Origin of the sequence: Actinoplanes couchii (assembly GCF_016862075.1) — a bacterium.
Lineage (GTDB): Bacteria > Actinomycetota > Actinomycetes > Mycobacteriales > Micromonosporaceae > Actinoplanes > Actinoplanes couchii.
In genome coordinates, this window is the sequence record NZ_BOMG01000086.1 from 37813 (window position 1) to 60646 (window position 22834).

General features: G+C 69.9%; 25 protein-coding genes. 18 read left to right on the forward strand and 7 right to left on the reverse strand.

The features are described from left to right. Positions 1-10 precede the first annotated feature (10 nt). Complete coding sequence (locus Aco03nite_RS34445) at positions 11-535, reverse strand: peptidylprolyl isomerase (protein WP_203802950.1); 525 nt, start codon at positions 533-535, stop codon at positions 11-13. Between the two features lie 130 nt (positions 536-665). On the opposite strand from Aco03nite_RS34445, the gene Aco03nite_RS34450 reads away from it, so the two are divergent. Next, the gene (locus Aco03nite_RS34450; protein WP_239145692.1) at positions 666-1235 is read left to right on the forward strand and encodes a hypothetical protein; all 570 of its coding nucleotides are present in this window, start codon (positions 666-668) and stop codon (positions 1233-1235) included. A gap of 5 nt (positions 1236-1240) precedes the next feature. On the opposite strand, the gene eccB is transcribed toward Aco03nite_RS34450, so the two are convergent. The 3 genes from eccB to Aco03nite_RS34465 form a co-directional block, all read right to left on the reverse strand. Next, a complete protein-coding gene (gene eccB / locus Aco03nite_RS34455) occupies positions 1241-2566 on the reverse strand; it encodes a type VII secretion protein EccB (protein WP_203802958.1) in 1326 nt (441 codons plus the stop codon). A 37-nt stretch (positions 2567-2603) separates the two neighbouring features. Next, entirely contained in the window at positions 2604-3713 is a 1110-nt protein-coding gene (locus Aco03nite_RS34460; RefSeq protein ID WP_203802960.1) for a magnesium and cobalt transport protein CorA, read from the reverse strand. Positions 3714-3823: 110 nt separating this feature from the next. Further along, the gene (locus tag Aco03nite_RS34465) at positions 3824-4921 is read right to left on the reverse strand and encodes an aminotransferase-like domain-containing protein (RefSeq protein ID WP_203802962.1); all 1098 of its coding nucleotides are present in this window, start codon (positions 4919-4921) and stop codon (positions 3824-3826) included. Positions 4922-5045: 124 nt separating this feature from the next. On the opposite strand from Aco03nite_RS34465, the gene Aco03nite_RS34470 reads away from it, so the two are divergent. Genes Aco03nite_RS34470 through Aco03nite_RS34480 form a run of 3 tightly spaced genes read left to right on the forward strand, consistent with a single transcriptional unit; the run spans position 5046 to position 7658 of the window. Then, the gene (locus tag Aco03nite_RS34470; protein WP_203802964.1) at positions 5046-5777 is read left to right on the forward strand and encodes a phosphocholine cytidylyltransferase family protein; all 732 of its coding nucleotides are present in this window, start codon (positions 5046-5048) and stop codon (positions 5775-5777) included. Beyond that, entirely contained in the window at positions 5765-6826 is a 1062-nt protein-coding gene (locus Aco03nite_RS34475; RefSeq protein ID WP_203802967.1) for an iron-containing alcohol dehydrogenase family protein, read from the forward strand. Before Aco03nite_RS34470 ends, Aco03nite_RS34475 begins: the two co-directional genes overlap by 13 nt. Then, positions 6807-7658: a CDP-alcohol phosphatidyltransferase family protein gene (locus Aco03nite_RS34480; protein WP_203802969.1), complete on the forward strand. Its 852-nt coding sequence runs from the start codon at positions 6807-6809 to the stop codon at positions 7656-7658. The genes Aco03nite_RS34475 and Aco03nite_RS34480 overlap by 20 nt, the downstream gene beginning before the upstream one ends. 172 nt (positions 7659-7830) lie before the next feature. Here the strand turns inward: Aco03nite_RS34480 and Aco03nite_RS34485 are convergent, their stop codons facing one another. Next, on the reverse strand, positions 7831-9006 hold the full coding sequence (locus Aco03nite_RS34485; protein ID WP_203802971.1) for a glycosyltransferase family 4 protein: 1176 nt from the start codon (positions 9004-9006) through the stop codon (positions 7831-7833). 80 nt (positions 9007-9086) lie between these two features. On the opposite strand from Aco03nite_RS34485, the gene Aco03nite_RS34490 reads away from it, so the two are divergent. The 4 genes from Aco03nite_RS34490 to Aco03nite_RS34505 all read left to right on the forward strand — a co-directional run bounded on the left by Aco03nite_RS34490 (position 9087) and on the right by Aco03nite_RS34505 (position 13702). Further along, positions 9087-9944, forward strand: a complete 858-nt coding sequence (locus Aco03nite_RS34490) for an Fpg/Nei family DNA glycosylase (RefSeq protein WP_203802972.1) — start codon at positions 9087-9089, stop codon at positions 9942-9944. A gap of 184 nt (positions 9945-10128) precedes the next feature. After that, positions 10129-11691 (forward strand): sugar transferase, encoded by a 1563-nt coding sequence (locus Aco03nite_RS34495; RefSeq protein ID WP_203802974.1) that lies wholly within the window; start codon positions 10129-10131, stop codon positions 11689-11691. A gap of 12 nt (positions 11692-11703) precedes the next feature. Then, the gene (locus Aco03nite_RS34500; RefSeq protein ID WP_203802976.1) at positions 11704-12903 is read left to right on the forward strand and encodes a sensor histidine kinase; all 1200 of its coding nucleotides are present in this window, start codon (positions 11704-11706) and stop codon (positions 12901-12903) included. A gap of 67 nt (positions 12904-12970) precedes the next feature. Further along, positions 12971-13702 carry a LytR/AlgR family response regulator transcription factor gene (locus tag Aco03nite_RS34505; protein WP_203802978.1) on the forward strand — a complete coding sequence of 244 codons (732 nt, stop codon included), beginning with the start codon at positions 12971-12973 and terminating at the stop codon, positions 13700-13702. A gap of 108 nt (positions 13703-13810) precedes the next feature. Here Aco03nite_RS34505 and Aco03nite_RS34510 read toward each other — a convergent pair whose 3' ends face one another. Beyond that, positions 13811-14308: an excalibur calcium-binding domain-containing protein gene (locus Aco03nite_RS34510; protein ID WP_239145693.1), complete on the reverse strand. Its 498-nt coding sequence runs from the start codon at positions 14306-14308 to the stop codon at positions 13811-13813. A gap of 296 nt (positions 14309-14604) precedes the next feature. Between Aco03nite_RS34510 and Aco03nite_RS34515 the strand changes: the two genes are divergently transcribed. The 7 genes from Aco03nite_RS34515 to Aco03nite_RS34540 all read left to right on the forward strand — a co-directional run bounded on the left by Aco03nite_RS34515 (position 14605) and on the right by Aco03nite_RS34540 (position 19782). Beyond that, complete coding sequence (locus tag Aco03nite_RS34515; protein ID WP_239145694.1) at positions 14605-15357, forward strand: response regulator transcription factor; 753 nt, start codon at positions 14605-14607, stop codon at positions 15355-15357. Further along, entirely contained in the window at positions 15354-16418 is a 1065-nt protein-coding gene (locus tag Aco03nite_RS34520; protein WP_203802984.1) for a HAMP domain-containing sensor histidine kinase, read from the forward strand. Before Aco03nite_RS34515 ends, Aco03nite_RS34520 begins: the two co-directional genes overlap by 4 nt. Positions 16419-16432: 14 nt before the next feature. After that, positions 16433-16828, forward strand: a complete 396-nt coding sequence (locus tag Aco03nite_RS54825; protein WP_373872653.1) for a DUF4153 domain-containing protein — start codon at positions 16433-16435, stop codon at positions 16826-16828. Further along, positions 16710-16997 (forward strand): DUF4153 domain-containing protein, encoded by a 288-nt coding sequence (locus tag Aco03nite_RS53380; RefSeq protein WP_373872655.1) that lies wholly within the window; start codon positions 16710-16712, stop codon positions 16995-16997. The genes Aco03nite_RS54825 and Aco03nite_RS53380 overlap by 119 nt, the downstream gene beginning before the upstream one ends. Positions 16998-17016: 19 nt before the next feature. Next, positions 17017-17403: a hypothetical protein gene (locus tag Aco03nite_RS34530; protein WP_203802986.1), complete on the forward strand. Its 387-nt coding sequence runs from the start codon at positions 17017-17019 to the stop codon at positions 17401-17403. After that, positions 17400-19022, forward strand: a complete 1623-nt coding sequence (locus tag Aco03nite_RS34535; RefSeq protein WP_203802988.1) for a sodium/solute symporter — start codon at positions 17400-17402, stop codon at positions 19020-19022. Before Aco03nite_RS34530 ends, Aco03nite_RS34535 begins: the two co-directional genes overlap by 4 nt. Positions 19023-19083: 61 nt before the next feature. Continuing rightward, entirely contained in the window at positions 19084-19782 is a 699-nt protein-coding gene (locus Aco03nite_RS34540; protein WP_203802990.1) for an SCO2207 family protein, read from the forward strand. A gap of 8 nt (positions 19783-19790) precedes the next feature. Here the strand turns inward: Aco03nite_RS34540 and Aco03nite_RS34545 are convergent, their stop codons facing one another. Beyond that, positions 19791-20075 carry a hypothetical protein gene (locus tag Aco03nite_RS34545; protein WP_203802992.1) on the reverse strand — a complete coding sequence of 95 codons (285 nt, stop codon included), beginning with the start codon at positions 20073-20075 and terminating at the stop codon, positions 19791-19793. Positions 20076-20147: 72 nt separating this feature from the next. Between Aco03nite_RS34545 and Aco03nite_RS34550 the strand changes: the two genes are divergently transcribed. The 3 genes from Aco03nite_RS34550 to Aco03nite_RS34560 all read left to right on the forward strand — a co-directional run bounded on the left by Aco03nite_RS34550 (position 20148) and on the right by Aco03nite_RS34560 (position 22824). Further along, complete coding sequence (locus Aco03nite_RS34550; RefSeq protein ID WP_203802994.1) at positions 20148-20672, forward strand: flavin reductase family protein; 525 nt, start codon at positions 20148-20150, stop codon at positions 20670-20672. Positions 20673-20785: 113 nt separating this feature from the next. Beyond that, positions 20786-21148 (forward strand): DUF485 domain-containing protein, encoded by a 363-nt coding sequence (locus Aco03nite_RS34555; RefSeq protein WP_373872656.1) that lies wholly within the window; start codon positions 20786-20788, stop codon positions 21146-21148. After that, complete coding sequence (locus tag Aco03nite_RS34560; RefSeq protein ID WP_203802998.1) at positions 21148-22824, forward strand: monocarboxylic acid transporter; 1677 nt, start codon at positions 21148-21150, stop codon at positions 22822-22824. The genes Aco03nite_RS34555 and Aco03nite_RS34560 overlap by 1 nt, the downstream gene beginning before the upstream one ends. Positions 22825-22834 lie beyond the last annotated feature (10 nt).

Here is a 22834-nt window from a genome sequence, read left to right on the forward strand (position 1 = left end):
ACCCGAGGTGTCAGGAGCGCTCGATCACCACGCGCTCGAAGACCACGTCCTCACGGGGGCGGTCGCCCGGGCCGGTCGGGGTGGTGGCGATCGAGTCGACGACCTTGGCGGACTGCTCGTCCGCGACCTGGCCGAAGATGGTGTGACGACGGTTCAGGTGCGGCGTCGGGCCGACCGTGATGAAGAACTGCGAACCGTTGGTGCCCGGGCCGGCGTTCGCCATGGCGAGCAGGTACGGCCGGTCGAAGGCGAGCTCCGGGTGGAACTCGTCGGCGAACTGGTAGCCCGGGCCGCCGCGGCCGGTGCCGGTCGGGTCGCCGGCCTGGACCATGAAGCCCGCGATGACACGGTGCGAGATGGTGCCGTCGTAGTAGGGACCGCTGCCCTTCTGGCCCGTACGCGGGTCGGTGTATTCCTTGGTGCCTTCGGCCAGCTCCACGAAGTTGCGGACCGTCGCCGGAGCGTGATCCGGGAAGAGCTGCACCCGGATGGCGCCGTGATTGGTGTGAAGGGTGGCGTAAAGATTCTCGGCCACGGGTACTCCCGTCATCGTGATGGGCTGTTCTCGTGCAATTCGGATCCTCCCCCATGTCATGGATCCGGCCGCGCGGGGGTACCCGAGAAGGCAACATGACGTGGGAGAAGACCACAGGAGGTGGGCACCGGTGTTCGCAACGATTCGTCGCCGTAACCGTAAGGCGCGCATGCGCAACGAGCTCGGCCAGAGCGTGGATCACTTCAAGCGCGCGGCCACCATCGCGGCGCACGAGACCAGCTCGACCGTCACCCCGAGAATCAACGCGGCCCGGGATCGGGTCCAGCCGGCCGCCAACGCGGCCCGGGACGCCGCCTCGCAGAGCTGGGACAGTGCGCTCGCCGCACTGAACACCGCTTCGGAGAGCGTCCGGCAGGCGGGCAAGACCACCAAGAAGGTGTCCCGCAAGCAGCTCAAGGCGCAGGAGAAGAACGCCCGTAAGCTGCAGCGCAAGGCCGAGAAGGCGACCGGCCGGCAGAAGAGCCGGGGCAGCCGGCTGGCCGGTTGGGCGCTGCTCGGCACCGCGGTCGGCATCGGCGCCGCCTACGTCGCCCGCCGTCGCCGGGAGGCGCAGTGGGAGGAGTACGAGCCCACCACCCGGGCCGGTGCCGACGACGCGTCGTTCGACCCGATCGAGCCGACCGTCTACACCACGTCCAACGGCACCGCGACCGACCAGAACAAGCCGGACGCGCGCTAGCGGGCCTACGGTCGGGCCGCCCGGACCGGATCCAGGGCGGGCCCGATCGGCAGGTACGCGATCAGCTGGGCCGGGATCCGGGTGGGTTGCACACCCGAGTACCCGAGCTTGGCCAGCAGCTCGCGCGCGGCCAGCGGGTACTGGATACCGTTGTCGGTGACCAGGCTCACGGTGCCGCTGCCGGCCACCGCGTCCGGCGACGCGGCCGACTCCACCACGGCGCCCGCCCCACGGGCCACCGAGATCAGATCGACCCGGGAGGTCCCGGCCGGTGCCACACCGGCCGGGATCTTCACGTTCACCTTGATCGCGTCACCCGCCGACGTCACACACGCGGTGGCCGGCGCCTCGGTCAGCGCCGGGATCGTGGCGGGCAGTCCCTCCGCCGCGGCGCTCAGCTCGGACTTCGACACCGGCAGGTCGAGGAACTGGGCGCCGACCTGCAGCGGCGTGCCGCCGACCTCGGTGGTCAGCAGCTTGGCCTGCAACTCGGTGAGCGGGGCGATGCCGTCGGCCAGCACCACCGCCAGATTCTTGCCGTCGTCGGTGAGCACCCGGCCGATCCGGCGCCCGGGGATCTGCGAGACCTGCCCGCGGCCCTGGATGGCGGGCGGGGCCAGGTCCGGGCCGGCCGGGATCGCGTCGACCCAGGCCGCCGACACCTTCCAGGGGCGGTACCCGAACCAGCCGAGCGCGCGCACCGTCGCGTCGACCTTGCCGGCCGGCAGCAGGAACCGCTGCGAGCCGAGGATCAGGTGGGTACGCCCGGTGGAGTCCTCGACCAGGAGACCGCCGGCCGCCGCCGCGCCACCGGCCGCCGCCGTGCCGATCAGCAGCGTGCTGCGGGCCCGGCCGGCCGCGGTGTCCGCACAGACCGACCAGGCGCCCTTGAGCAGGCTCTTGGACGCCGGCAGCGAGTCCGGGGCGCCGGGGATGCCGAGCGGGTCGCCCAGCGGCACCTTCGCCAGCTTGTCCGGCGACACCGACTTCAACTCCGGTGGGTTGCCGGTCGCCAGCAGCATGCCGGACGTGAAGTTGAGCACCGGGTGCAGCTTGCCGTCGGACTGCAGGTAGACGTACCGCGCGCCGGTCTTCTTCTCCATCAGCACTGCGTTCTGGTTCGTCGCGTCGGTCAGGGTCAGGCCGGTGAACAGTCCGTACGCCCCGAACCCGCCGACCACCAGGGCCGCGACCAACGCGCTGACCAGGGCGGTGACCCCGGCCCGGCGCAGCGGCGAACGCTGCGGATCCGGGTCGTGAGAGACCAGTGCCGCGACTACACGCTGCACTGAGTACTGGTACGAGTGCAGCTCATCCTGACGTGACGGCACCCCGACACCCTAGAGGTCCGGCCCCGGTTCTGGGGGGTCAGAGCCAGCCATTGCGGCGGAAAGCACGGTAGAGGAGCACCGTCACGAACGACAGGAACGCGACGAGCGCCGGATAGCCGTACTTCCAGGAGGTCTCCGGCATGTAGTCGAAGTTCATGCCGTAGACGCCGGCGAACGCGGTCCAGACCGTGGCGATGGCCGCCCAGGACGCGATCTTGCGCATGTCGTTGTTCTGGTCGACGGTCACCTGCGCCAGCCGGGCCTGCAGGATCGAGTTGAGCAGGTCGTCGTAGGAGGAGACCTGCTCGACGGTCCGGGTCAGGTGGTCCTGCACGTCCCGGAAGTAGCGCCGGATCTCCTTCGGCACCACCCCCTGGCTGGAGGTGATCGCGGCGAGCGGGCGCTGCAGCGGCACGACCGCCCGGCGGAACTCCACGAGCTCTCGTTTGAGCTGGTAGACCTGCTGTATCGGGGCGATCCGGTCGCGCGAGAAGACGCCCTCCTCGATGATGTCCAGGTCGTCCTCGACCTCGTCGGCGACCTCCAGGTAGTGGTCGACCACCCGGTCGGTCACCGCGTAGGCCACCGCCCACGGGCCCTGCTCCAGCAGCGCCGCCCGTTTGGTCTCCAGGTCGGCCCGGACCGGCGCCATCTCGGACGCGTCACCGTGCCGGACCGTGATGACGAACTGCTCGCCCACGAAGATCATCATCTGGCCGGTCTCGACCACCTGGGAGCTCTCGGTCAGCTCCTGGTGCGGCACGTACCGGGCGGTGCGCAGCACCAGGAAGTGCACCGAGCCGAACTGCTCCAGCTTGGGCCGCTGCTCGGCCTTGACCGCGTCCTCCACGGCCAGCTCGTGCAGGCCGTAGATCTCGGCGATCGAGGCCATCTCCTCGGCCGACGGCTCGTGCAGGCCGAGCCAGACGAAGGCGCCGGGCCGGTCCCGGGCCTCGGTGAGCGCCTGATCCGGGGAGAACTCACCGGGGGTGCGCTGCCCGTCCTGGTAGACACCGCAGTCCACCACCGACGAATGGACGTTGTGCTCGCCGCCGGGGCGGACGTCGCCGTTGTTGAGCAGGCCCCGCATCCGGGCCGCCCAGGCCGCGCCGAGGGGCCGGCCCCGGGTCCACGAACGTTCCGTCATGCCAGACCTCCCCCGGGAAGACAAACCAACCGAGGCTACGCCTTCACACAGGGGAGGCCGTCGCGGGCTTGCCGCCGCCTATTCTTCAGGTCAGTGACAAGCCCCACCAGCTATGCGGTACGGACCTCTTCGATCGCTTCGGCGATCCGGCGGACACCCTCGTCGATCTGGTCGACGGTGACCGCGGAGTACGCCAGGCGCAGCGAGCTCTTCCCCCCGTCGAGCAGGAAGTCGCTGCCCTTGACGACCGCGACACCCTTCTTCATGGCCGCCGGGAACAGCTTGTCCACGTCCACGTCCGACGGCAGGTCGACCCAGAGGAAGTAGCCGCCGTCCGGCTCGGTGAAGGTGGCGCCCGGGATGTGCTTGCGGATCGACTCGGCCAGCACCTTGGCCCGCTCGCCCAGGGCGGCACTGACCGTACGGACCGACTTCTCGATGTCACCGGAGACGCAGAACTGGTGCACGATCGCCTCGGAGACCATGCCCGGGGAGATGTACAGGTTGGTGGCCTTCTTCGCGATCGCGTCGATCAGCGCGGCCGGGCCGACCAGGTAACCGACCCGGACACCGGGGCAGACCGTCTTGGTGAAGCTGGACGCGTGCACGACCAGGTTGTTCGTGTCCAGCGACAGCATCGACGGCAGCGCCTCGCCACGGAAGCGGATGTCGACGTACGGGTCGTCCTCGAAGATCAGGAACTCGTACTGCTCGGCCAGGGCCAGCAGCGCCCGCCGCTTCTCCGCGGAGAGCGTGAGACCGGCCGGGTTCTGGTAGTTCGGGATGATGTGCGCGAGCTTCGGCCGCACCCCGGACTCCAGCAGGCCACGCAGCTCGTCGATGTCGATGCCGTCCTCCTGCAGCGTCACCTGGTGCACCTTGGCGCCCAGGTTCTGCAGGTTGAGCAGCGTGCGGTCGTAGGTCGGCTTCTCCACGACCACGTCGTCACCGGGCTGCACCAGGTGGCCGAAGAGGAACGCGTCCGCCTGCAGTGAACCGTTGGTGACGATGACCTGGTCGGGCGAGACGTTGTGCTTGTCGGCGATCCACTTCCGCAGCGGGAGGTAGCCGACGGAGGTGCCGTAGGCGGTCACCCCGGCCGGGTCGGCGTCGAAAGCGCGCGCGGCGGCGGCCTTCAGCCCCTCGACGTCGACGATGTCCAGCGACGGAGCGCCACGGGCGAACGAGATCAGCTGCTCAGCGGTCATGGCCCCCAGCTTAGAAGCCGGGTCTATACCATTTTCGGTGCGCCCCTCGCGAGTCCTACGGATGGGACGCATGCCGTTATCCTCGCTGGGCACCCCTCATCGCGCTTGGAAGGAACCACCCCTCATGATCGGATTGGTACTCGCCGCCGGAGCTGGGCGCCGGCTGCGCCCCTACACGGACACGCTGCCCAAGGCACTGGTGCCGGTGGACGGTGACACCACGATCATGGATATCTCGCTCCGTAACCTCGCGGCAGCCGGGCTGTCCGAGGTCACCATCGTCGTCGGCTACTGCGCCGGCGCCGTGGAGGAGCGCGTCGAAGGCTTCGAGCAGAAGTACGGCGTGAAGATCTCCCTGGTTCACAACGACAAGGCCGAGGAGTGGAACAACGCCTACTCCCTGTGGCTCGCCCGGGACCACTTCGCCCAGGGCGCGCTCATGGTGAACGGCGACACCGTGCACCCGGTCAGCGTGGAGCACACCCTGCTCGCCAAGCGCGGGCCGAGCATCCTCCTCGCCATCGACAGCGTGAAGAAACTTGCTGACGAGGAGATGAAGACTGTCTTCAATGAAGATGGCCAGCTCACCAAAATCACGAAGCTGATGGAGCCCTCCGAGGCCTTCGGCGAGTACATCGGCGCCAACATCATCGAGGCGTCCGCGGCCGGCAAACTGGCCGACGCGCTCAAGGCGACCTTCGAGAAGGACCCGAACCAGTTCTACGAGGACGGCTTCCAGCTCTACGCCGACCGGGGCAACGAGGTGCGGGCCGCGGAGATCGGCGAGGTCTCCTGGGTCGAGGTCGACAACCACGAGGACCTGGCGAAGGCCCGGGACATCGCATGCCGCTACTAGCCCGTAGCGTCCAGACCCCGCTGCACATCGAGGTGCGGCGGGGTGCGGTCGCCGACCTCGGCAAGATCCTGCAGGACGGGCGCATCTCGTCCGGCGGGGACGTCGCGGTGGTCGTCGGTCCGGGCCTCGGCGAGCAGATCGTCGACCTGCTCCGCCCCTCGCTCAACTCCGCCGAGGTCTTCGTGACCAGCGGCGGCACCCTCGACGCGGCCCTGGAGCTCTCCGCCAAGCTGCGGTCCGGGCACTTCGACGCGGTGGTCGGCATCGGTGGCGGCAAGACCGTCGACACCGCGAAGTACGCCGCCAGCCGCTGGGGCCTGCCGATGGTGTCGGTCGCGACCAGCCTGGCCAACGACGGCATCGCGTCGCCGGTGGCGAGCCTGGTCAACGACGGCATCAAGGGTTCGTACGGGGTGCACATCCCGTTCGGCGTCATCGTCGACCTGGACTTCGTCGAGAGCGGACCGGACCGGGTCAACCGGGCCGGCATCGGTGACGTGGTCAGCAACATCAGTGCCCTCGCCGACTGGGACCTGGCCCGGCAGATCCGCGGGGAGAACGTCGACGGGCTCGCCGCGTCGCTGTCCCGGATGGGCGCCGAGGCGATCCTCTCGATGCCCGGCGACATGGCCGACGACGCGTTCGTCACCACGCTCGCCGAAGCGCTGATCTCCAGCGGTCTGGCGATGGCGGTGGCCGGCACCAGCATCCCGTGCAGCGGCGGCTGCCACGAGATCATGCACGCCACCGACTCGCTCTTCCCGGACACCGCCTCGCACGGTGAGCTCGCCGGACTGGGTGCGCTGTTCTGCACCTTCCTGCGGGGCGACGAGCGGCGGCTCAAGCAGATGTCGGACACCCTGGCCCGGCACCAGCTCCCCCGGACCCCGTCCGACGTCGGCCTCAGCGTCGACCAGTTCGTACAGGTCATCGACTTCGCGCCGCGGACCCGTCCGGATCGTTACACCATCATCGAGCACCTCGCCCTGACGCCGGAGCAGACCCGGCAGAAGCTGGCCGAATACAACGATGTCCTCGCGACCCTCTGACACCGGTCCGGGCCGGCCTCCCACCCAGGCCGGTCCGCCACCCACCCGCATCGACAACCCGGCGCCAGGTGGTGCGCCGGGTTCCGGTCCGTCCGCGCCCGGCGGCTCATCCGCCGGCAAACCCCCGGTTGCGGGTACGCCTACCGCGGCCGAGTACTACGCCGCCAACCGTGGTGGTGGCCTGTTCAGCGAAGCGGTCAGCCAGCGTCTCGGCTCCCGGATCGCCGTCTTCGCCCACAAGCACCGCCTCACCCCGACCGTGCTCTCGGTCCTCAACCTGGGCCTCGGCGTCCTGACGTCGTTCATCGTCATCGCCGCCGCGGGCCCGGTCGCCGACGGCCGGATCTGGGCGCCGCTGATCGGCCTGATCGCGCTGGTCGGCTGGCAGGTGGCGTACGCCTTCGACTGCTCCGACGGCCAGCTGGCCCGGGTCACCGGGCAGGCCAGCCCGGCCGGTGGCCGTTTCGACGTGCTCTGTGACGTCGCGGTCCAGGCGTCGCTGGTGTCCGCGCTGGCCGCCACCGCGCACGCCCAGGAACCGGACACCCCCGCCTGGTTGCTTGCGGCGTTCGCCGCCACCTGGATGGTCAACCTGGTCACCTCGGTGATGCAGGGCGGTGACCAGGCAGCCAGCATGGTCACCAGCACGTCACTGCCGATCCGGGTGGTCAAGCTGGTCCGTGACTACGGCGCGGTGATCGCCCTGGCCGGTGCCGTCCTGCTGGTCGCCCCGCAGTTGGCGGTCTGGTTCGTCGGCCTGTTCACCCTGATCAACGGCGGGTTCCTGGCGGCGTCGATCGCCTTCACCGGCCGGGCCGCGCTCAAGCCGTAAGCCTTCGGCCCACCACTCGGCAGCCGCTCCGGGCTCCGGGTGGTGGGTCGCGGTTCGTTGCGGGCCGCATCCGCCCGGCGGTCGCCGGGCGGTCCGGTGGGTCGCCTGCCTCGCGGGTGGCCACGGGACATGACGACTTCGGCGTGCGGGGTAGGCGTACCGGCAAAAGGTCTTATCGGTGGGCGTGCCGGGACATGTCCGCATAGATGGAGATCAAGCGGGGTGTCAGCACGTCGGGGTGGAAGTGCTGCTGGTAGCGGGCCCGGGCGGCGACCGCGGCGGCCGGGGCGCCGGCGCGGGCCGGCGGGAGGGCCGCGGCCAGGGACTCCGGGTTCGGGTCGGCCAGCCAGCCGGCCGCCTCCGGGCCGGTGCCGACCATGTAGGGGATGCCGCCGACCGCGGTGCCCAGGACCGCGCGACCGGTGGACATCGCCTCCAGGATCACCGTGGGCAGCACGTCCTCCCAGGTGGGGACCGCGACGACCACCGCCGAGGCACGGCGGGCGGCGATCATTCCCGGACGGTCCAGCGGGCCGAGATACGTCACGTCGGCGCGTTCGGCGGCCGCCTGCTCGGCCAGGTGGCGCAGCTCGCCGTCACCGGCGATCCGGAGCGGGCCGAGACTGCCGTCGGGGTGCCGGCGCCAGGCGTCGAGCAGCAGGCCGAGGCCCTTCTCCGGAGAGAGCCGGGCGCCGTAGAGGAAGCCGTCGCCGAGCGGTTCCGGAGCGCCCGGGTCGGGCAGGCCGTTCGGCTTGATCACCAGCCGGTCGGCCGGGATGCCGAAATCGGTCAGGTGCGCGGCGATCTTGTCGGTGAGCGCGATGTACCTGTCCACCGAGCGCCAGGTCGGCCGGTGCACGGCCAGCGTGGTCGCCATGATCGCGCTCTGCGCGGCGGAACCCCGGTAGCAGCGGTTCTTGATCGCCGGCCAGCCCAGGACCTTGCCGCGGCAGTCGTGGCAGTTGTGGCCGTCCCGGAAGTAGAGCCCGGACGAGCAGACCTGCCGGTAGTTGTGCACCGTCTGGACCACCGGGACACCGTGCGCGTGCGCGGTCCGGATCACCCAGGGCGAGAGCAGCGGGTACGGGTTGTGCAGGTGCAGCACATCGGGACGTTCGGCCGCCAACAGCTTCGCCAGGTCCCGTTGCGCGTCCACGCCGTAGACCGGGGAGATCGGCAGCAGCGCCTTGCGGGCCGCCGGCATCTCCGCGATCGAGTCGGAACTCCGCTGGAACGGGATCACTGTCACGCCGGCCTCGCGGAGCTGACCGATCTCCGTGTCGACGATCACGTTCTCGCCGGACGGGATCGCCTCCCGGTACCGATTGTGCGCTACCACCACCTTCATGCCCGGAGCCTAATGGTCGCGGACTGCGGGGCTCGCTGCGCTCTCTCCTCGCACGCGACGGAAGACGTTACCGTGAGGTGGTGCCCGAACTCCCTGAGGTCGAGGCGCTCGCTGCCTACCTGCGCGAGCGTGCGGTCGGCCACACCGTGGACCGTTTCGAAGTGCCGTCCTTCGCGGCCCTGAAGACCTATGATCCGCAGCCGTCCGCCCTGACCGGGCTGCCGCTGTCCGCCGCCGGCCGGCACGGCAAGTTCCTCGACATCGGGATCGGCGACTTCCATCTGGTCGTGCATCTGGCCCGCGCCGGGTGGCTGCACTACCGCGACTCGTTCAAGTCGCCGGCCCCGCTCAAACCGGGCAGCGGCCCGATCGCGGTGCGGATGCGGCTCGACGACGGATCCGGATTCGACCTGACCGAGGCCGGGACGCAGAAGTCGCTCGCCGCCTACCTGGTCCGCGACCCGTCCGAGGTGCCCGGTGTGGCCCGGCTGGGACCGGATGCCCTGGCCGTCACCCAGGAGGAGTTCGCCGAGCGGATCCGCAGCCGGAAAGGGCAGATCAAAGGCGTTCTCGTCGATCAGGAGGTGCTCGCCGGAATCGGTAACGCCTACTCCGACGAGATCCTGCACGCGGCCCGGCTCTCACCGTTCGCACTGACCGGGAAACTGACCGACGAACAGATCGGCGTGCTCTATTCGGCGATGCGCGAGATCGAGACCGATGCGGTGCAACGATCTGTCGGACAGCGGGCCGCCGAACTCAAAGGAGAGAAACGCGCCGGGATGCGGGTGCACGCCCGGACCGGATTACCGTGCCCGGTCTGTGGCGACACGGTGCGTGAGGTCTCCTTCGCGGACAAGAGTTTGCAGTACTGTGCGACCTGCCAAACCGGAGGGAAGCCGTTGGCGGATCGGCGGCTGTCCAAGCTGGTCCGGTGAATTGCTACCGAATGATGACGGTCCGTATACGTCAGGATCGTCTCCTTCTTTATGGCCGATCCATCGGTATAGTGGCCCGGTCCCTGGCAACCGTTGTGGCGCGTACGGGTATCGGTGGGCCTACCGGCGATCCCGAGGTCGTGGCGGTGCGTAATCTTTTTCCGGATGCGGGAGGACGTAGGCAGTGACTACTAGCCTGCATCGCCCACCTATCGAGAGCAGCCGGAGCGGACCCGTGCGGTACGAAAGCTTCGAGTGGCAGGAACAGCCGCCACCGAGCAACGGGGTGCCCCGTAACGCCTGGGGCAGGCAGAGCCGGCGGCGTTCCCGCTGGCACCGGCCCTACACGTTCGCGCTCGTGCTGCTCGACCTGCTCTCCGTGCTCGGCGCCAGCTTCATCGCCAGCTCCCTGGAGAAGGCGCGGGCCGGCCTGAACCAGCCGTGGCTCTTCTTCGACGGCACCGACCTGTTCTTCTTCTTCGCCTACATCGCGCTGCCGCTGGGCTGGCTGGTCGTTCTCTGGACCAACGGCTCGTACGACAGGCGCTATCTCGGTCTGGGCAGCGAGGAGTTCAAGCGGGTCATCAGAGCCTCGGTCACGATCGTCGCCGCGGTCTCCCTGCTCGCGTTCGCCACCAAGACCGACCTGTCCCGTGGCACGGTCGCCACGGTGTCGCTGAGCGCGGTGATCCTCATCCTGCTCGGCCGGGTCCTGGCCCGTCAGGTGCTGCACCTGGCCCGCCGGCACACCGGCCACGGCGCGCACCGGATGGTCCTGGTCGGCACGCTGCCGGAGGCCCTGGAGGTCTACACCGCGGTCACCCGCAGCCCGGCCGCCGGCCTGATCCCGGTCGCCATCCACCTCACCGACGGCTTCGCGGCCGCCCGGGGGATCGAGACGCCGGTTCCGGTCTACGCCGGCCGGGACGTGCTCTCCCTGGTCCGTGAGGTCGGCGCGGACACCATCGCGGTCTGCGGCTCGGCCAGCGCCGAACCCGGTGAACTGCGCCGTCTCGCCTGGCAGCTGGAGGGCACCGGCGTCGACCTGGTGGTCGCGCCGCAGCTCACCGACATCGCCGGCCCCCGGGTGCACATCCGCCCGATCGAGGGCCTGCCGCTGCTGCACGTCGAGGAACCGACCCTCTCCGGCCCCGGCTGGCTGATCAAGAACCTGATGGACCGGGCCGCGGCCGGGTTCGGCCTGCTGCTGATCAGCCCGATCCTCGCGGTCATCGCGATCGGCATCCGGCTCTCCGACCCGGGCCCGGTCTTCTTCCGGCAGACCCGGGTGGGCCACGACGGCCGTACGTTCAAGGTCTGGAAGTTCCGGACCATGTACCAGGACGCCGAGGAACGCAAGGCCACGCTGGAGGAGCTCAACGAGTCCGACGGCATGCTCTTCAAGATGAAGCACGACCCACGGATCTTCGCCTTCGGGCAGAAACTGCGGGCCACCTCCCTCGACGAGCTGCCCCAGCTGATCAACGTGCTCAAGGGCGAGATGTCGCTGGTCGGCCCGCGCCCGCTGCCCGCCGACGACGGCGACTACCTCGGCGACGTCCGCCGGCGGCTCCTGGTCCGGCCCGGCATCACCGGGTTGTGGCAGGTCAGCGGCCGATCCGACCTGTCCTGGGACGAGGCGGTCCGGCTGGACCTCTACTACGTCGACAACTGGTCGCTGACGTACGACCTGAGCATCCTGTGGCGGACCATCTTCGTGGTGTTGAAGCGCAAGGGCGCCTACTGAATGATCTGACCCGTGGCCGGGCAGATCGGAAGTGCGCTGGCGGTGCTGGCCGTCCTGGTGGCCCTCGCCGCCGCCGTGGTGGCCGTGCTGCGGCTGCGGGCCCGGCGCGGGATCGCCACCGCCATGCAGCGCGCCACCTACGACGTGCTGCACACCGCCTCCCTCGCCGCCGAACCGCTGCGGGCCGGGCTCGACCCGGGCACCGCGGCCAAGGCGGTGCGGCATCTGCGGGTGCTGGTCGGTGCGGTCGGGCTGGCGATCGTCGACGGGGAACGCTGCCTGGCGTACGACGGCCGGGGCGCCCACCACGAGGACCAGCTGATCGCCGCCGCCCGCCGGGCCGTGCAGACCGGGCGTTCGGTGGTGCTGAACAGCTCCGACCTGCCCTGCGACCGGGTGGACTGCGTGGTGCGCGGCGCGGTGGTCGCCCCCTTGACCAAGCCGGGCGGGGCCGCGCAGGCCGCCCTGGTGGCCGTCGGCGACGATCAGCCGGCCCCCGGGCTGGTGCAGGCCACCCTGGAGACCGCCCGCTGGGCCGGATCGCAGCTCGCGCTGGCCGACCTGGACTCCTCCCGGGAGCGGCTGGCCCGGGCCGAGGTGCGGGCGTTGCGGGCCCAGATCAGCCCGCACTTCATCTACAACGCGCTGACCGCGATCGCGTCGTTCGTCCGCACCGACCCGGAACGGGCCCGCGAGCTGATCCTGGAGTTCGCCGAGTTCACCCGCTACTCGTTCCGGGCGCACGGCGAGTTCACCACGCTCGCCGAGGAACTCCGGTCCATCGACCGCTACCTCACCATCGAACGGGCCCGGTTCGGTGACCGCCTGCAGGTGCGGTTGCAGATCGCGCCCGAGGTGCTGCCCGTCGGACTGCCGTTCCTGTGCCTGCAGCCGCTGGTGGAGAACGCGGTCCGGCACGGTCTGTCGCGCAAGCCCGGCGTCGGTATGGTGAGCATCGAAGCCCGTGACGCGGGTGCCGAGTGTCACATCACGGTGGAGGACGACGGGGTCGGCATGGATCCCGCACTGTTCGGAGCTCCGCCGTCGTCGTCCGACAGCGACGAGGGATCCCACGTCGGCCTGGTCAATGTGGACGAACGGTTGCGGTCGGTGTTCGGCGATCACCACGGCCTGGTGGTGGAGACCGCGCCCGGCGCGGGTACGAGAGTGAGTATGCGGGTGCCGAAATTCCATCCCCAGGTGCGGGCATGAACAGTTGCCGCGCGCGTTTTCACGACGGGCTTCGCGCGCGTTTTCACGGCGGAGCGGCGGTGCGGGTATGAGCCTTGTCGTGCTGGCCGTCGACGACGAGCCGCCCGCGCTGGACGAGCTGGCCTATCTGCTGAACGCGGACGGCCGGGTCGCCCACGTGCACCGGGCCGGCGACGCCACCGAGGCACTACGGGTGCTGCGCGACACCGAGGTGGACGCGGTGTTCCTGGACATCCGGATGCCCGGCCTGGACGGGATGGAACTGGCCCGGATCCTGCACCGGTTCGCCCAGCCACCGGCGATCGTCTTCGTGACCGCCTACGACGACGGCGCGGTCGACGCCTTCGACCTGGGCGTCACCGACTACGTGCGCAAGCCGGTCCGCGCCGAACGACTGGCCGAGTCGTTGCGCCGGGTCGCCGGGCTGCGATCCGTGCCGTCCCCGCCCCAGGACGAGCCGGCCATCCCGGTGGAGCTGGCCGGCACCACCCGGATGCTCCCCAGGTCGTCGGTGCGGTGGGTGGAGGCGCAGGGCGACTACGCCAGGCTGCACACCGGAGAGACCTCCCATCTGGTACGGGTATCCCTGGCCACCCTGGCCGAGCGCTGGGCGAATGCCGGTTTCGTCCGCATCCACCGCTCCTACCTGGTCCAGCTGCGCCTGGTCACCGAACTGCGCCTGACCGGTTCGGGCTACGTGGTAGCTGTGGACGGCGCGGAACTCCCGGTGAGCCGCCGCCACACCAGAGAACTGAAGGACCGCCTGATAAGAGCGGCAAAACACGACTGGACCCGCTGAATCCACAGAGTTATCCACAACCACACAGGCTTCTCCACAGAGTTATCCACAGGCAGGCCCGCCCTGTGTGCACAGCCGCACCTACCGTGGAGATCCCGGCCGACCCGGCTATTCGCAGCCCACTCCGTCGCCGTCCCGGTCGAGGTGGCGCCCGTAACCGGGGTCACCCCGGCGAATCGGGTCGGCGCCGGCTCTCCGGACGGCGGTGCAGTTCTTGTAGTACACGTCCTCCACCACCTCCTCCTCCGGCTCGTCCTCGGGTTCTGCGGTGGTGGGCCGGGGCTTCGGCTTCTTCGTGGTCGATTTCGGGCTCGGCCGCGTGGTGGTGGGTTCAGCGGCGGGCCTGCTGGCGGGCGTGGTGCCGGGCCGCGGAGTCGATGTGCCGCCGGCACCGGTCGTGGCCGTCCCCGGCTCACCTGTCGCTTCGGGTGCCGGGGATCCGGCGACCTCGGCGGCGATCGTCGCCGCCACCCCGGCGGCCCGGTTCGTCGCCGGCTCGGGGTCGCCACCGAGCGAGCCGATGATGGCCGTGCCGCCGCAACAGAACAGAACGAGGGCACCGATACCGACGCTGATGTTTTTCACCGAGGCACGTGGTTTGGTCACTGCCGGATTGTGTCGACCGCGGTGTCCGGAATCGATTCCCTGTTCGGCCGGCGGTCCCGCATCCCGGCCGGTCCCCGATGGCCGTTCGGCTGAATCGCCTGGCCATCGATCGATGGACGCGCTGGGCCCGACTCCCGGATGTCCGGTGGTGCCGGTTGGGCGGAGTCTGCACAGATCGTTCACAAGTCCATCGCCAAGGGGGCGCAAGTGGTCAATAGGCTGCTGGGCACTGGACGGTGCGTCACGGGGGCGCGCCTGCCAGGGGTGGCTACAAGTCGGTGGTGAGGTGGCGGAGCGTGGGAGCGGTCGAGCGGCGGGTTCTGGTCGTCGAGGATGAGCGGGCGATCGCTGATGCGGTGGCGGCGAGGCTTCGGGCTGAGGGCTTTCTGGTGCGGGTCGTCGGGGACGGGCCCGGTGCGGTGGCCGCCGCCCGGCAGGAGCCGCCGGATGTGATCGTGCTCGACGTGATGCTGCCCGGGTTCGACGGGCTCGAGGTGTGCCGGCGGATCCAGGCCGAGCGGCCGGTTCCGGTGCTCATGCTCACCGCCCGCGGGGACGAGACCGATCTGCTGGTGGGACTAGCCGTGGGTGCCGACGACTACATGGCGAAACCGTTCTCGATGCGGGAGCTGGCCGCACGGGTCCATGCGCTGCTGCGGCGGGCGGCCAAGAACGAGGAGGCGGCGGCCAAGAACGCGGCGGCGGCCCGGAGCACGGGAGCGGCGGGCGGCCGGAACGCCGGAGGCGGCACGGACACCGAGACGAAGATCCTCGGCGGGCTGGAGATCAACCAGGCCGAGCGGCGGGTGCTCCGGGACGGGGTCGAGGTCCACCTCACCCCGACCGAATTTGATCTGCTGGTGCACCTGGCCGGAAGGCCCCGCACGGTACTCGCCCGGGAGCGGCTGCTGGCCGACGTGTGGGGCTGGGCCGACGCCTCCGGAACCCGGACCGTGGACAGCCACATCAAGGCGTTGCGGCGCAAACTCGGTGCCGGCCTCATCCGTACCGTGCACGGCGTCGGTTATGCCCTGGAAGTGGACCGATGATCACGCGCATCCACAACCTGGTCGCGCCGGTCTTCGCCTATCTGCCCCGGCCGCTGGACCCGGTGCGGTCGATCAAGGCGAAGCTGTCGCTGGCGCTGGGTTTCGCCGGCGGGGTGGGCCTGGTGGTGTTCCTGTGGAGCATCGACTTCTACCGGGTCGATCTGTTGTGGATGGCGATCGCCGCCGCATTGGGCCTGGTCACCCTGCAGGTGATGGCGCACGGGGCGACGGTTCCGCTGCGGGAGATGACGGTGGCGGCGCGGGCGATGGCCCGTGGTGACTACACCCGCCGGGTGCAGACCCGTTCGCAGGACGAGGTCGGTGAGCTGGCGTCCGCTTTCAATCAGATGGCAGCGGATCTGGCGGCCGCCGACCGGCAGCGGCGGGAGCTGATCGCGAACGTCTCGCACGAGCTGCGGACGCCGATCACCGCGCTGCGGGCGGTGCTGGAGAACATCGTCGACGGGGTGGCCGCCGCCGAACCGGACACGATGAAGACGGCGCTGGCGCAGACCGAACGGCTCAGCCGGCTGGTCACCGATCTGCTCGATCTGTCCCGGTTGGACGCCGGCGTGGTGCCGCTGGATCTGGAGCAGATCGACGTGCCGGAGTTCCTGGGCGAGGTGGTCCGGGAGGCCCGGGTGAACGCCGACGGTTCCGGGCACGACGTGCGTTTCGAGGTGTCGGCACCCGGACTGACGGTGCCCGGCGACAGTGAGCTGACGGTGCCGGGTGATCGTGAGCGCCTGCATCAGGTCTTCGCGAACCTGCTGGACAACGCGGCCCGGCACAGCCCGCGCGGCGGCACCGTCACGGTCCGGGCCGAGCGCCGGGACGAGCAGGTGGTGATCACCGTCGTGGATCAGGGCGACGGCATCCCGCCCGCGGAACGGGAGCGGGTCTTCGAGCGCTTCACCCGGGGCGAGCGGGCCACCGGCGGCGGGACCGGGCTGGGCCTGGCGATCGCCCGCTGGGTGGTGCAGCTGCACCGGGGCACCATCGCGGCCGTCGAGCCGGACAGCCGCAGCGGTTGCCACATCCAGGTACGACTCCCACGGTAAAGGGAAATATCGTCATGGTCACGGCACGGGTCACCGGTCGTACCGAATCGGTCCCGGCCGCCACCCTGCGCGGCCTGGCCTGGCTGCGAAAAGGCGGCAGAAGAGACAAGGACCAACCCCGCGGCGCCGGTACGCCGGGCCGGGTGCTCGCCACCCTCACGGTCACGTTCGTGCTGCTGGGAGTCTTCGGCGCCCTGTTCGCCTCGGCCGACGCCGCGTTCGCCCGCTTCGTCGAAGCCGCGATCCCCGACCTCGACACCCCACGATCGTCCGCTGGATCTTCGGCGGGTGCTGCTGGGCGCGCTGGCCGTGCTGACCCTGGTGATCGTGGCGTCCGCCCTGCACCGGATGACCGTCTACACCGACATGTACGGGCTGACCCGCCTGCGGCTGCTGGTCGCCGCCTGTGAGGTCTGGTTCGGCCTGGTCCTGGCCAAACTGACCGATTCTGATCGCCGAAACTGTCTGCTGGCGACGATCGGCGCGAGCATGCCGGCCGACGACTGGCGCGGTGTGAACCTGGCCCGGATCACCGCCCGCGACCTCATCGGGGCGCGACCGGTGGACTGCCGGGGGTAATGACGTCAGACTGCCGGGCATGGCCGTCGATCCGCCCCCGCGCCCGCGCACCCGGGTGGTGCTGGCCGACGCCGCGGGCCGGCGCGGCGGCACCGATCGGGCCCGCGCCGACCTGCACGAGCAGACCCCGATCGGGGAAGCCCTGGTCAAGGGACTGATGCGGGCCCAGTTGGCGCTCGCGCTGCGGCTCGCCCTGGTGGTGGCGGCCGGGCTCGGGACGCTGCCGCTGCTGTTCGTGGCGGCGCCGGCCGTCGGCGGTTTCAAGGTCCTCGGGATCCATCTGCCGTGGCTGCTGCTCGGGCTGCTGTCGTTCCCGTTCCTGGTCGGGGTGGGCGCCGCCTACGTGCGCTGGGCGGAACGCAACGAGCAGGACTTCACGGCGCTGATCCGCAGGCCGGAGCAGTGAACCCGTACCTGGCGCCGGGCCTGGTCGTGGTGGTCCTGCTGACCGTGGCGATCGGCGCGTACGGCCTGCGCTTCGCCCGCACCACCTCGGACTTCCTGGTCGCCTCCCGCTCGGTCAGCCCGTCCTGGAACGCCGCCGCGATCAGCGGTGAATACCTGTCCGCGGCGTCGTTCCTGGGTGTGGCCGGGCTGGTGCTGCGGTACGGCGTCGACGTCCTCTGGTACCCGGTCGGGTTCGCCGCCGGCTACCTGGCGCTGCTGCTGTTCGTGGCCGCGCCGCTGCGCCGCTCGGGTGCGTTCACCCTGCCGGACTTCTGTCAGGTCCGGCTCAAGTCGACCGTGCTGCGCCGGCTGGCGACCGCGTTCGTGCTGTTCATCGGCTGTCTCTACCTGCTGCCCCAACTGCAGGGGGCGGGGCTGACGTTCGCCACGCTCACCGGGGGCTCGTACGCCTGGGGTGCTCTGATCGTCGGGGTGGTGGTGACCGCGAACGTGGCATTCGGCGGGATGCGCGCCATCACGTTTGTGCAGGCGTTCCAGTACTGGCTGAAACTGACCGCGCTGGCCGTCCCGATGATCTTCCTGATCCTGCAGTGGCAGTCCGACGGCCGGCCCGCGGTGACGCCGCCACAGGGCGCGGTCTTCCACACGGCGACCACGGTGACCATCGAGCAGGACGCCGTTCTCGACGGCACGGTCCAGGTCAAAGCCGGGGAGACTCTGCGGTACGCCGCCGGGGACGCCGTCCCGGCGGTCAGCACCGTGGACGCCGAGTTCGGTCAGGCGTGGCTGTCCCCCGGCCGGGAGAGCCTGTTCGCGACCTATTCGCTGATCCTGGCGACGTTCCTCGGCACGATGGGGCTGCCGCACGTGCTGGTCCGGTTCTACACCAACCCGGACGGCGCGTCGGCCCGGCGCACGACTCTCGTCGTACTCGCCATGGTCGGCTTGTTCTACCTGCTCCCGACCTTGTACGGGGTACTCGGCCGGATCTACACACCGCAGCTGCTGATGACCGGGAACACCGACGCCGTGGTGCTGCTGCTGCCGGAGGCCGCGCTCGGTGGCGGGCATCTGGGCCGGATGCTCGGGGCGCTGGTCACCGCGGGCGCGCTGGCGGCCTTCCTGTCCACCTCGTCGGGCCTGCTGACCAGCGTCGCCGGGGTGATCTTCACGGATGTGCTGCGGCCCGGGCGCAACGGCTCGATCCGGGACTTCCGGGTGGCGACCCTGCTGGCCGCGGTGGTGCCGACCGGGCTGGCGCTGTTCGTGTCCGACATGGACGTGTCGCGGGTGGTCGGGCTGGCGTTCTCGGTGGCGGCGTCGAGTTTCTGCCCGCTGCTGGTGCTCGGCATCTGGTGGCGGGGGCTGACCGCGGCCGGGGCGATCGCCGGGCTGATCGTCGGTGGGGGCGCGGCGGTCGGTTCGGTGCTGCTGACCGTGCTGGGCCCGACCCTGCACGTGGGGATCGCCGAGTTCGTGGGGCAGCCGGCCGCGTGGACCGTACCGCTGTCCTTCCTGGTCATGGTCGGTGTCTCGCTGTTCACCAGCCGCCGCGTGCCCGGTGACGTGGGCGCCACGATGCTACGTCTCCACGCCCCAGAATCTTTGCGGAGTTGATTTAAGGATCTTTAAGGTTCCTTTCTCATCCAGCAGTGAACCCGGTCCCGTAAACCTGGGCATGAGACGCACCTACAGGCGGCCGGGCAGCGGCATCAGCGGACGTAACAAGAAGCTCGTGATCGGCCTCGTGACGGCCGCGGTCGTCGGCGGCGGCCTGGCGGTGGGCACCGGGCTCAGCAGCGCCTCCACCACGAACGTCTTCTGCGACGGTCAACAGCAGGCGATCCGGAACAACGAGAACTTCATCGCCCAGCAGCGGGCCAACCCGAACGCGCAGACCGAGGCGGTCATCGCGAACCGCGAGGCCGTGATCAAGCAGATCAACCTGCAGATGAAGGCCGGTGGCTGCGACGTCGCCGACGTGCCGGTGGCCCAGCCGACGACGGCCGCGCCGACCACCCCGCCCGCGCAGGCCACCACCCCGCCCGCGAACAACGGCGGCGGCAACAACAACGGTGGCGGCAACAACAACGCCGGGAACAACAACGGCGGCGGGAACAACGCGACAGGTGACGTGGTCTGCCCCGGCTCGACCGTGACCCTGTCCGGTGAGGGCGGCGCCCCCGCGGCGTCCAGCGGCACCCACCCGATCGGCACCAAGCTGAAGGTCACCAACCTCGACAACAACAAGGCCATCACGGTCACCGTGGCGAGCGTGTCGGGCAGCTGCATCCTGCTCAACAACGCGGCCTTCGAAGAGGTCCGCGAACCCGGCAAGTTCCTGATCCGGCGCGCCGTGATCGAGCGGATCGGCTGACCTGCCGATCAGTTCAGCGGCCGGCCCACGGTTCGGGGCAGGACGCGCGCGGTGGGGGCACGGTTGATCTGGGTCGGCCGTAGCCCCTCCCGCCGGACGAAGATGCGCCGCCTCTGCAGCGCGGTGCCCTCGACGTCGAGCACGTAACCGTCCAGCCAGATCCAGCCGTCGTAGGTGATCCTCGGGTCGACCCGGATGACCCGGAAGGTCAGTGCCCGGTCACCGGAGAACTGCACACTCGCGTCCGGGCCGACGTGGACGACGTCACCGGGACGGAGCACCACCTGAGCCATCCTTCGAAAATAGGCGTTGATCACTTAAAGCCGATAGCCCCGTGCACAATCTGTAATCGGGAGAATGATCGGATGAGCTTCGATGAGCCGGGTGGCCGGATCCACTCCACCGATCCGTTCGAGATCCCGGAGACCGGCAAGTCCCCGGTACGCCGTCTGCGCGGGCGCCTCGCGTCGCCGGTGACCCTGTGGACGGCGCCCGGTCCGGCCGGCCTGACCGTCTCGTCCACGCTGGTCGCGGACGGGGAACCGGGTCGGGTGCTCGGGCTGATCGACGACGAGAGCGAGTTCTTCGACGCGGTGGTGAGCGCCGGCCGGTTCGCCGTGATCCCGCTGACCCCGGCCGACCGGCAGCTCGCCGACCGGTTCGCCGGACTCTTCCCGGCACCGGGCGGGCTGTTCGCGGGCGGCGGGTGGACCGAGACCGACTTCGGTCCGGTTCCGGACTCGGCGGGCACCTGGGCGGGCTGCCGGCTGGACTCGCAGCGCCCGTGCGGGTGGGCGCAGCTACTCGACGGAGTGATCGAAACCGTCCATACCGGATCAAGCCCGGCCCCTCTGATCCACTATCGGGGGAGGTACACCGAACTGGCTTGATTGCCGCTCAGCGCAGTCAGACCACCACTCAGCGCAGACCACGACCAGCGGCCCGTGACACGGCTCACTCCTTCGTACGGTGCCGGAAAGGTCCGCCCCAACGAAGGTGGTGAATTTCCGTGCCGGCATCCGCCGAGAAATATCTTGAAGTGCAGCGCTCCGAGGAGTTCGCTCAACTGCGCCACCGACTGCGTCGATACATCTTCCCGACGACGGTCGCGTTCATCGTCTGGTACGCGCTCTACGTCCTGCTCTCCGCGTACGCGCGGGACTTCATGGCCGTCAAGCTGATCGGCAACGTCAACGTCGCGCTGGTCTTCGGCCTGCTCCAGTTCGTCTCCACGTTCCTGATCGCGTGGCACTACTCGCGCTATGCGGCCAAGGAGCTGGACCCGCTGGCCGACGACCTCCACGCCACGCTGGAGAACGGCGCCGTCGAGACCGCCGCCACCACCACCGACGGGGGCAAGGCCTGATGGCACCGCAGATCCTCGCGGCCGAGGCGTCCGCCAGCGGCTCGCGCACTCTCACCATCACACTGTTCCTGGTCTTCGTGGCGATCACGCTCGGGATCACCATCTGGGCCAGCCGGCAGACCAAGACGGCCACCGACTTCTACGCCGGCGGCCGCCAGTTCTCCGGCTTCCAGAACGGCATGGCCATCGGCGGCGACTACATGTCGGCGGCGTCGTTCCTCGGCATCGCCGGCCTGATCGCGCTCTACGGCTACGACGGCTTCCTCTACTCGATCGGCTTCCTGGTCGCCTGGCTGGTGGCGCTGCTGCTGGTCGCCGAGTTCCTGCGCAACTCCGGCCGGTTCACGATGGCCGACGTGCTGGCCTTCCGGATGCGCCAGCGCCCGGTCCGTACCGCGGCCAGCGTCTCCACCATCGTCGTGTCGGTCTTCTACCTGATCGCCCAGATGGTCGGCGCGGGCGCGCTGGTCTCGCTGCTGCTCGGCATCAAGCCGGACACCACCTTCCTGGGCATGGACGCGAACACCGCCAAGATCGCCACGATCATCCTGGTCGGCGCCCTGATGATCATCTACGTGACGGTCGGCGGCATGAAGGGCACCACGTACGTCCAGATCGTCAAGGCCTTCATGCTGATGACCGGCGCGCTGATCATGGTGCTGCTGGTGCTCGCGCACTACAAGTTCAACCTGTCCGCCCTGCTCGGTGCCGCGGCCGAACAATCCGGCAAGGGCAGCGCCTTCCTCGAACCCGGGCTCCGGTACGGCGTGGAGACGGCGGGCGACGCGGCCAAGACGTTCTACAGCAAGATGGACCTGCTCTCGCTGGGCCTCGCGCTGGTGCTCGGCACGGCCGGTCTGCCGCACATCCTGACCCGGTTCTACACCGTGCCGACCAGCCGGATCGCGCGTAAGAGCGTGCTCTGGGCGATCGGCATCATCGGCACGTTCTACCTGTTCACCCTGGCTCTGGGCTTCGGCGCGGCGGCCATCGTGGGCGGCGCGGACATCACCGCCCAGGACAAGGCCGGCAACACCGCGGCCCCGCAGCTGGCCCAGCAGCTCGGCCTCGACTACCTCGGTGGCGAGACCGGTGGCGCGATCATGCTCGCGGTGATCGCGGCGGTCGCCTTCGCCACCATCCTGGCCGTGGTCGCCGGGCTCACCCTGGCCTCGTCGTCGAGCCTCGCGCACGACTTCTACGCCAGCGTGATCAAGCGGGGCAACGCGTCCGAACGGGACGAGGTCCGGGTCGCCCGGTACTCGGCCCTGCTCATCGGCGCGATCTCGATCGCCCTGTCGATCTTCGCGCAGAGCCTGAACGTCGCCTTCCTGGTGGCGCTCGCGTTCGCGGTGGCGGCGTCGGCGAACCTGCCGGCCATCCTCTACAGCCTGTTCTGGCGCCGGTTCAACACCTCGGGCGCACTCTGGTCCATCTACGGTGGCCTGGCCTCCGCGGTGATCCTGGTGTTCTTCTCCCCGGTGGTGTCCGGCTCGGCCACCGCGATGTTCCCGGACTCGGACTGGCACTTCTTCCCGCTGTCCAACCCGGGCATCATCTCGATCCCGCTCGGCTTCTTCTTCGGCTGGCTCGGCACCATCCTGTCCAAGGAGACCGACCCGGAGAAGTACGCGGAGCTCGAGGTCCGGTCGCTGACCGGCCACGGAGCACACTGATCCGGCAGTT

What these genes read in the sequence shown, in the direction of transcription:
- Aco03nite_RS34560 (WP_203802998.1), top strand. Translation starts at nt 21,148, where the DNA reads ATGGCACCGCAGATCCTCGCGGCCGAGGCGTCCGCCAGCGGCTCGCGC.
- Aco03nite_RS34520 (WP_203802984.1), top strand. Translation starts at nt 15,354, where the DNA reads ATGATCACGCGCATCCACAACCTGGTCGCGCCGGTCTTCGCCTATCTG.
- Aco03nite_RS34540 (WP_203802990.1), top strand. Translation starts at nt 19,084, where the DNA reads ATGAGACGCACCTACAGGCGGCCGGGCAGCGGCATCAGCGGACGTAAC.
- Aco03nite_RS34465 (WP_203802962.1), bottom strand. Translation starts at nt 4,921, where the DNA reads ATGACCGCTGAGCAGCTGATCTCGTTCGCCCGTGGCGCTCCGTCGCTG.
- Aco03nite_RS34505 (WP_203802978.1), top strand. Translation starts at nt 12,971, where the DNA reads ATGAGCCTTGTCGTGCTGGCCGTCGACGACGAGCCGCCCGCGCTGGAC.
- Aco03nite_RS34485 (WP_203802971.1), bottom strand. Translation starts at nt 9,006, where the DNA reads ATGAAGGTGGTGGTAGCGCACAATCGGTACCGGGAGGCGATCCCGTCC.
- Aco03nite_RS34480 (WP_203802969.1), top strand. Translation starts at nt 6,807, where the DNA reads ATGTCCTCGCGACCCTCTGACACCGGTCCGGGCCGGCCTCCCACCCAG.
- Aco03nite_RS34530 (WP_203802986.1), top strand. Translation starts at nt 17,017, where the DNA reads ATGGCCGTCGATCCGCCCCCGCGCCCGCGCACCCGGGTGGTGCTGGCC.
- Aco03nite_RS34550 (WP_203802994.1), top strand. Translation starts at nt 20,148, where the DNA reads ATGAGCTTCGATGAGCCGGGTGGCCGGATCCACTCCACCGATCCGTTC.
- Aco03nite_RS34545 (WP_203802992.1), bottom strand. Translation starts at nt 20,075, where the DNA reads ATGGCTCAGGTGGTGCTCCGTCCCGGTGACGTCGTCCACGTCGGCCCG.
- Aco03nite_RS34475 (WP_203802967.1), top strand. Translation starts at nt 5,765, where the DNA reads ATGCCGCTACTAGCCCGTAGCGTCCAGACCCCGCTGCACATCGAGGTG.
- Aco03nite_RS34470 (WP_203802964.1), top strand. Translation starts at nt 5,046, where the DNA reads ATGATCGGATTGGTACTCGCCGCCGGAGCTGGGCGCCGGCTGCGCCCC.
- Aco03nite_RS34460 (WP_203802960.1), bottom strand. Translation starts at nt 3,713, where the DNA reads ATGACGGAACGTTCGTGGACCCGGGGCCGGCCCCTCGGCGCGGCCTGG.
- Aco03nite_RS54825 (WP_373872653.1), top strand. Translation starts at nt 16,433, where the DNA reads ATGGTCACGGCACGGGTCACCGGTCGTACCGAATCGGTCCCGGCCGCC.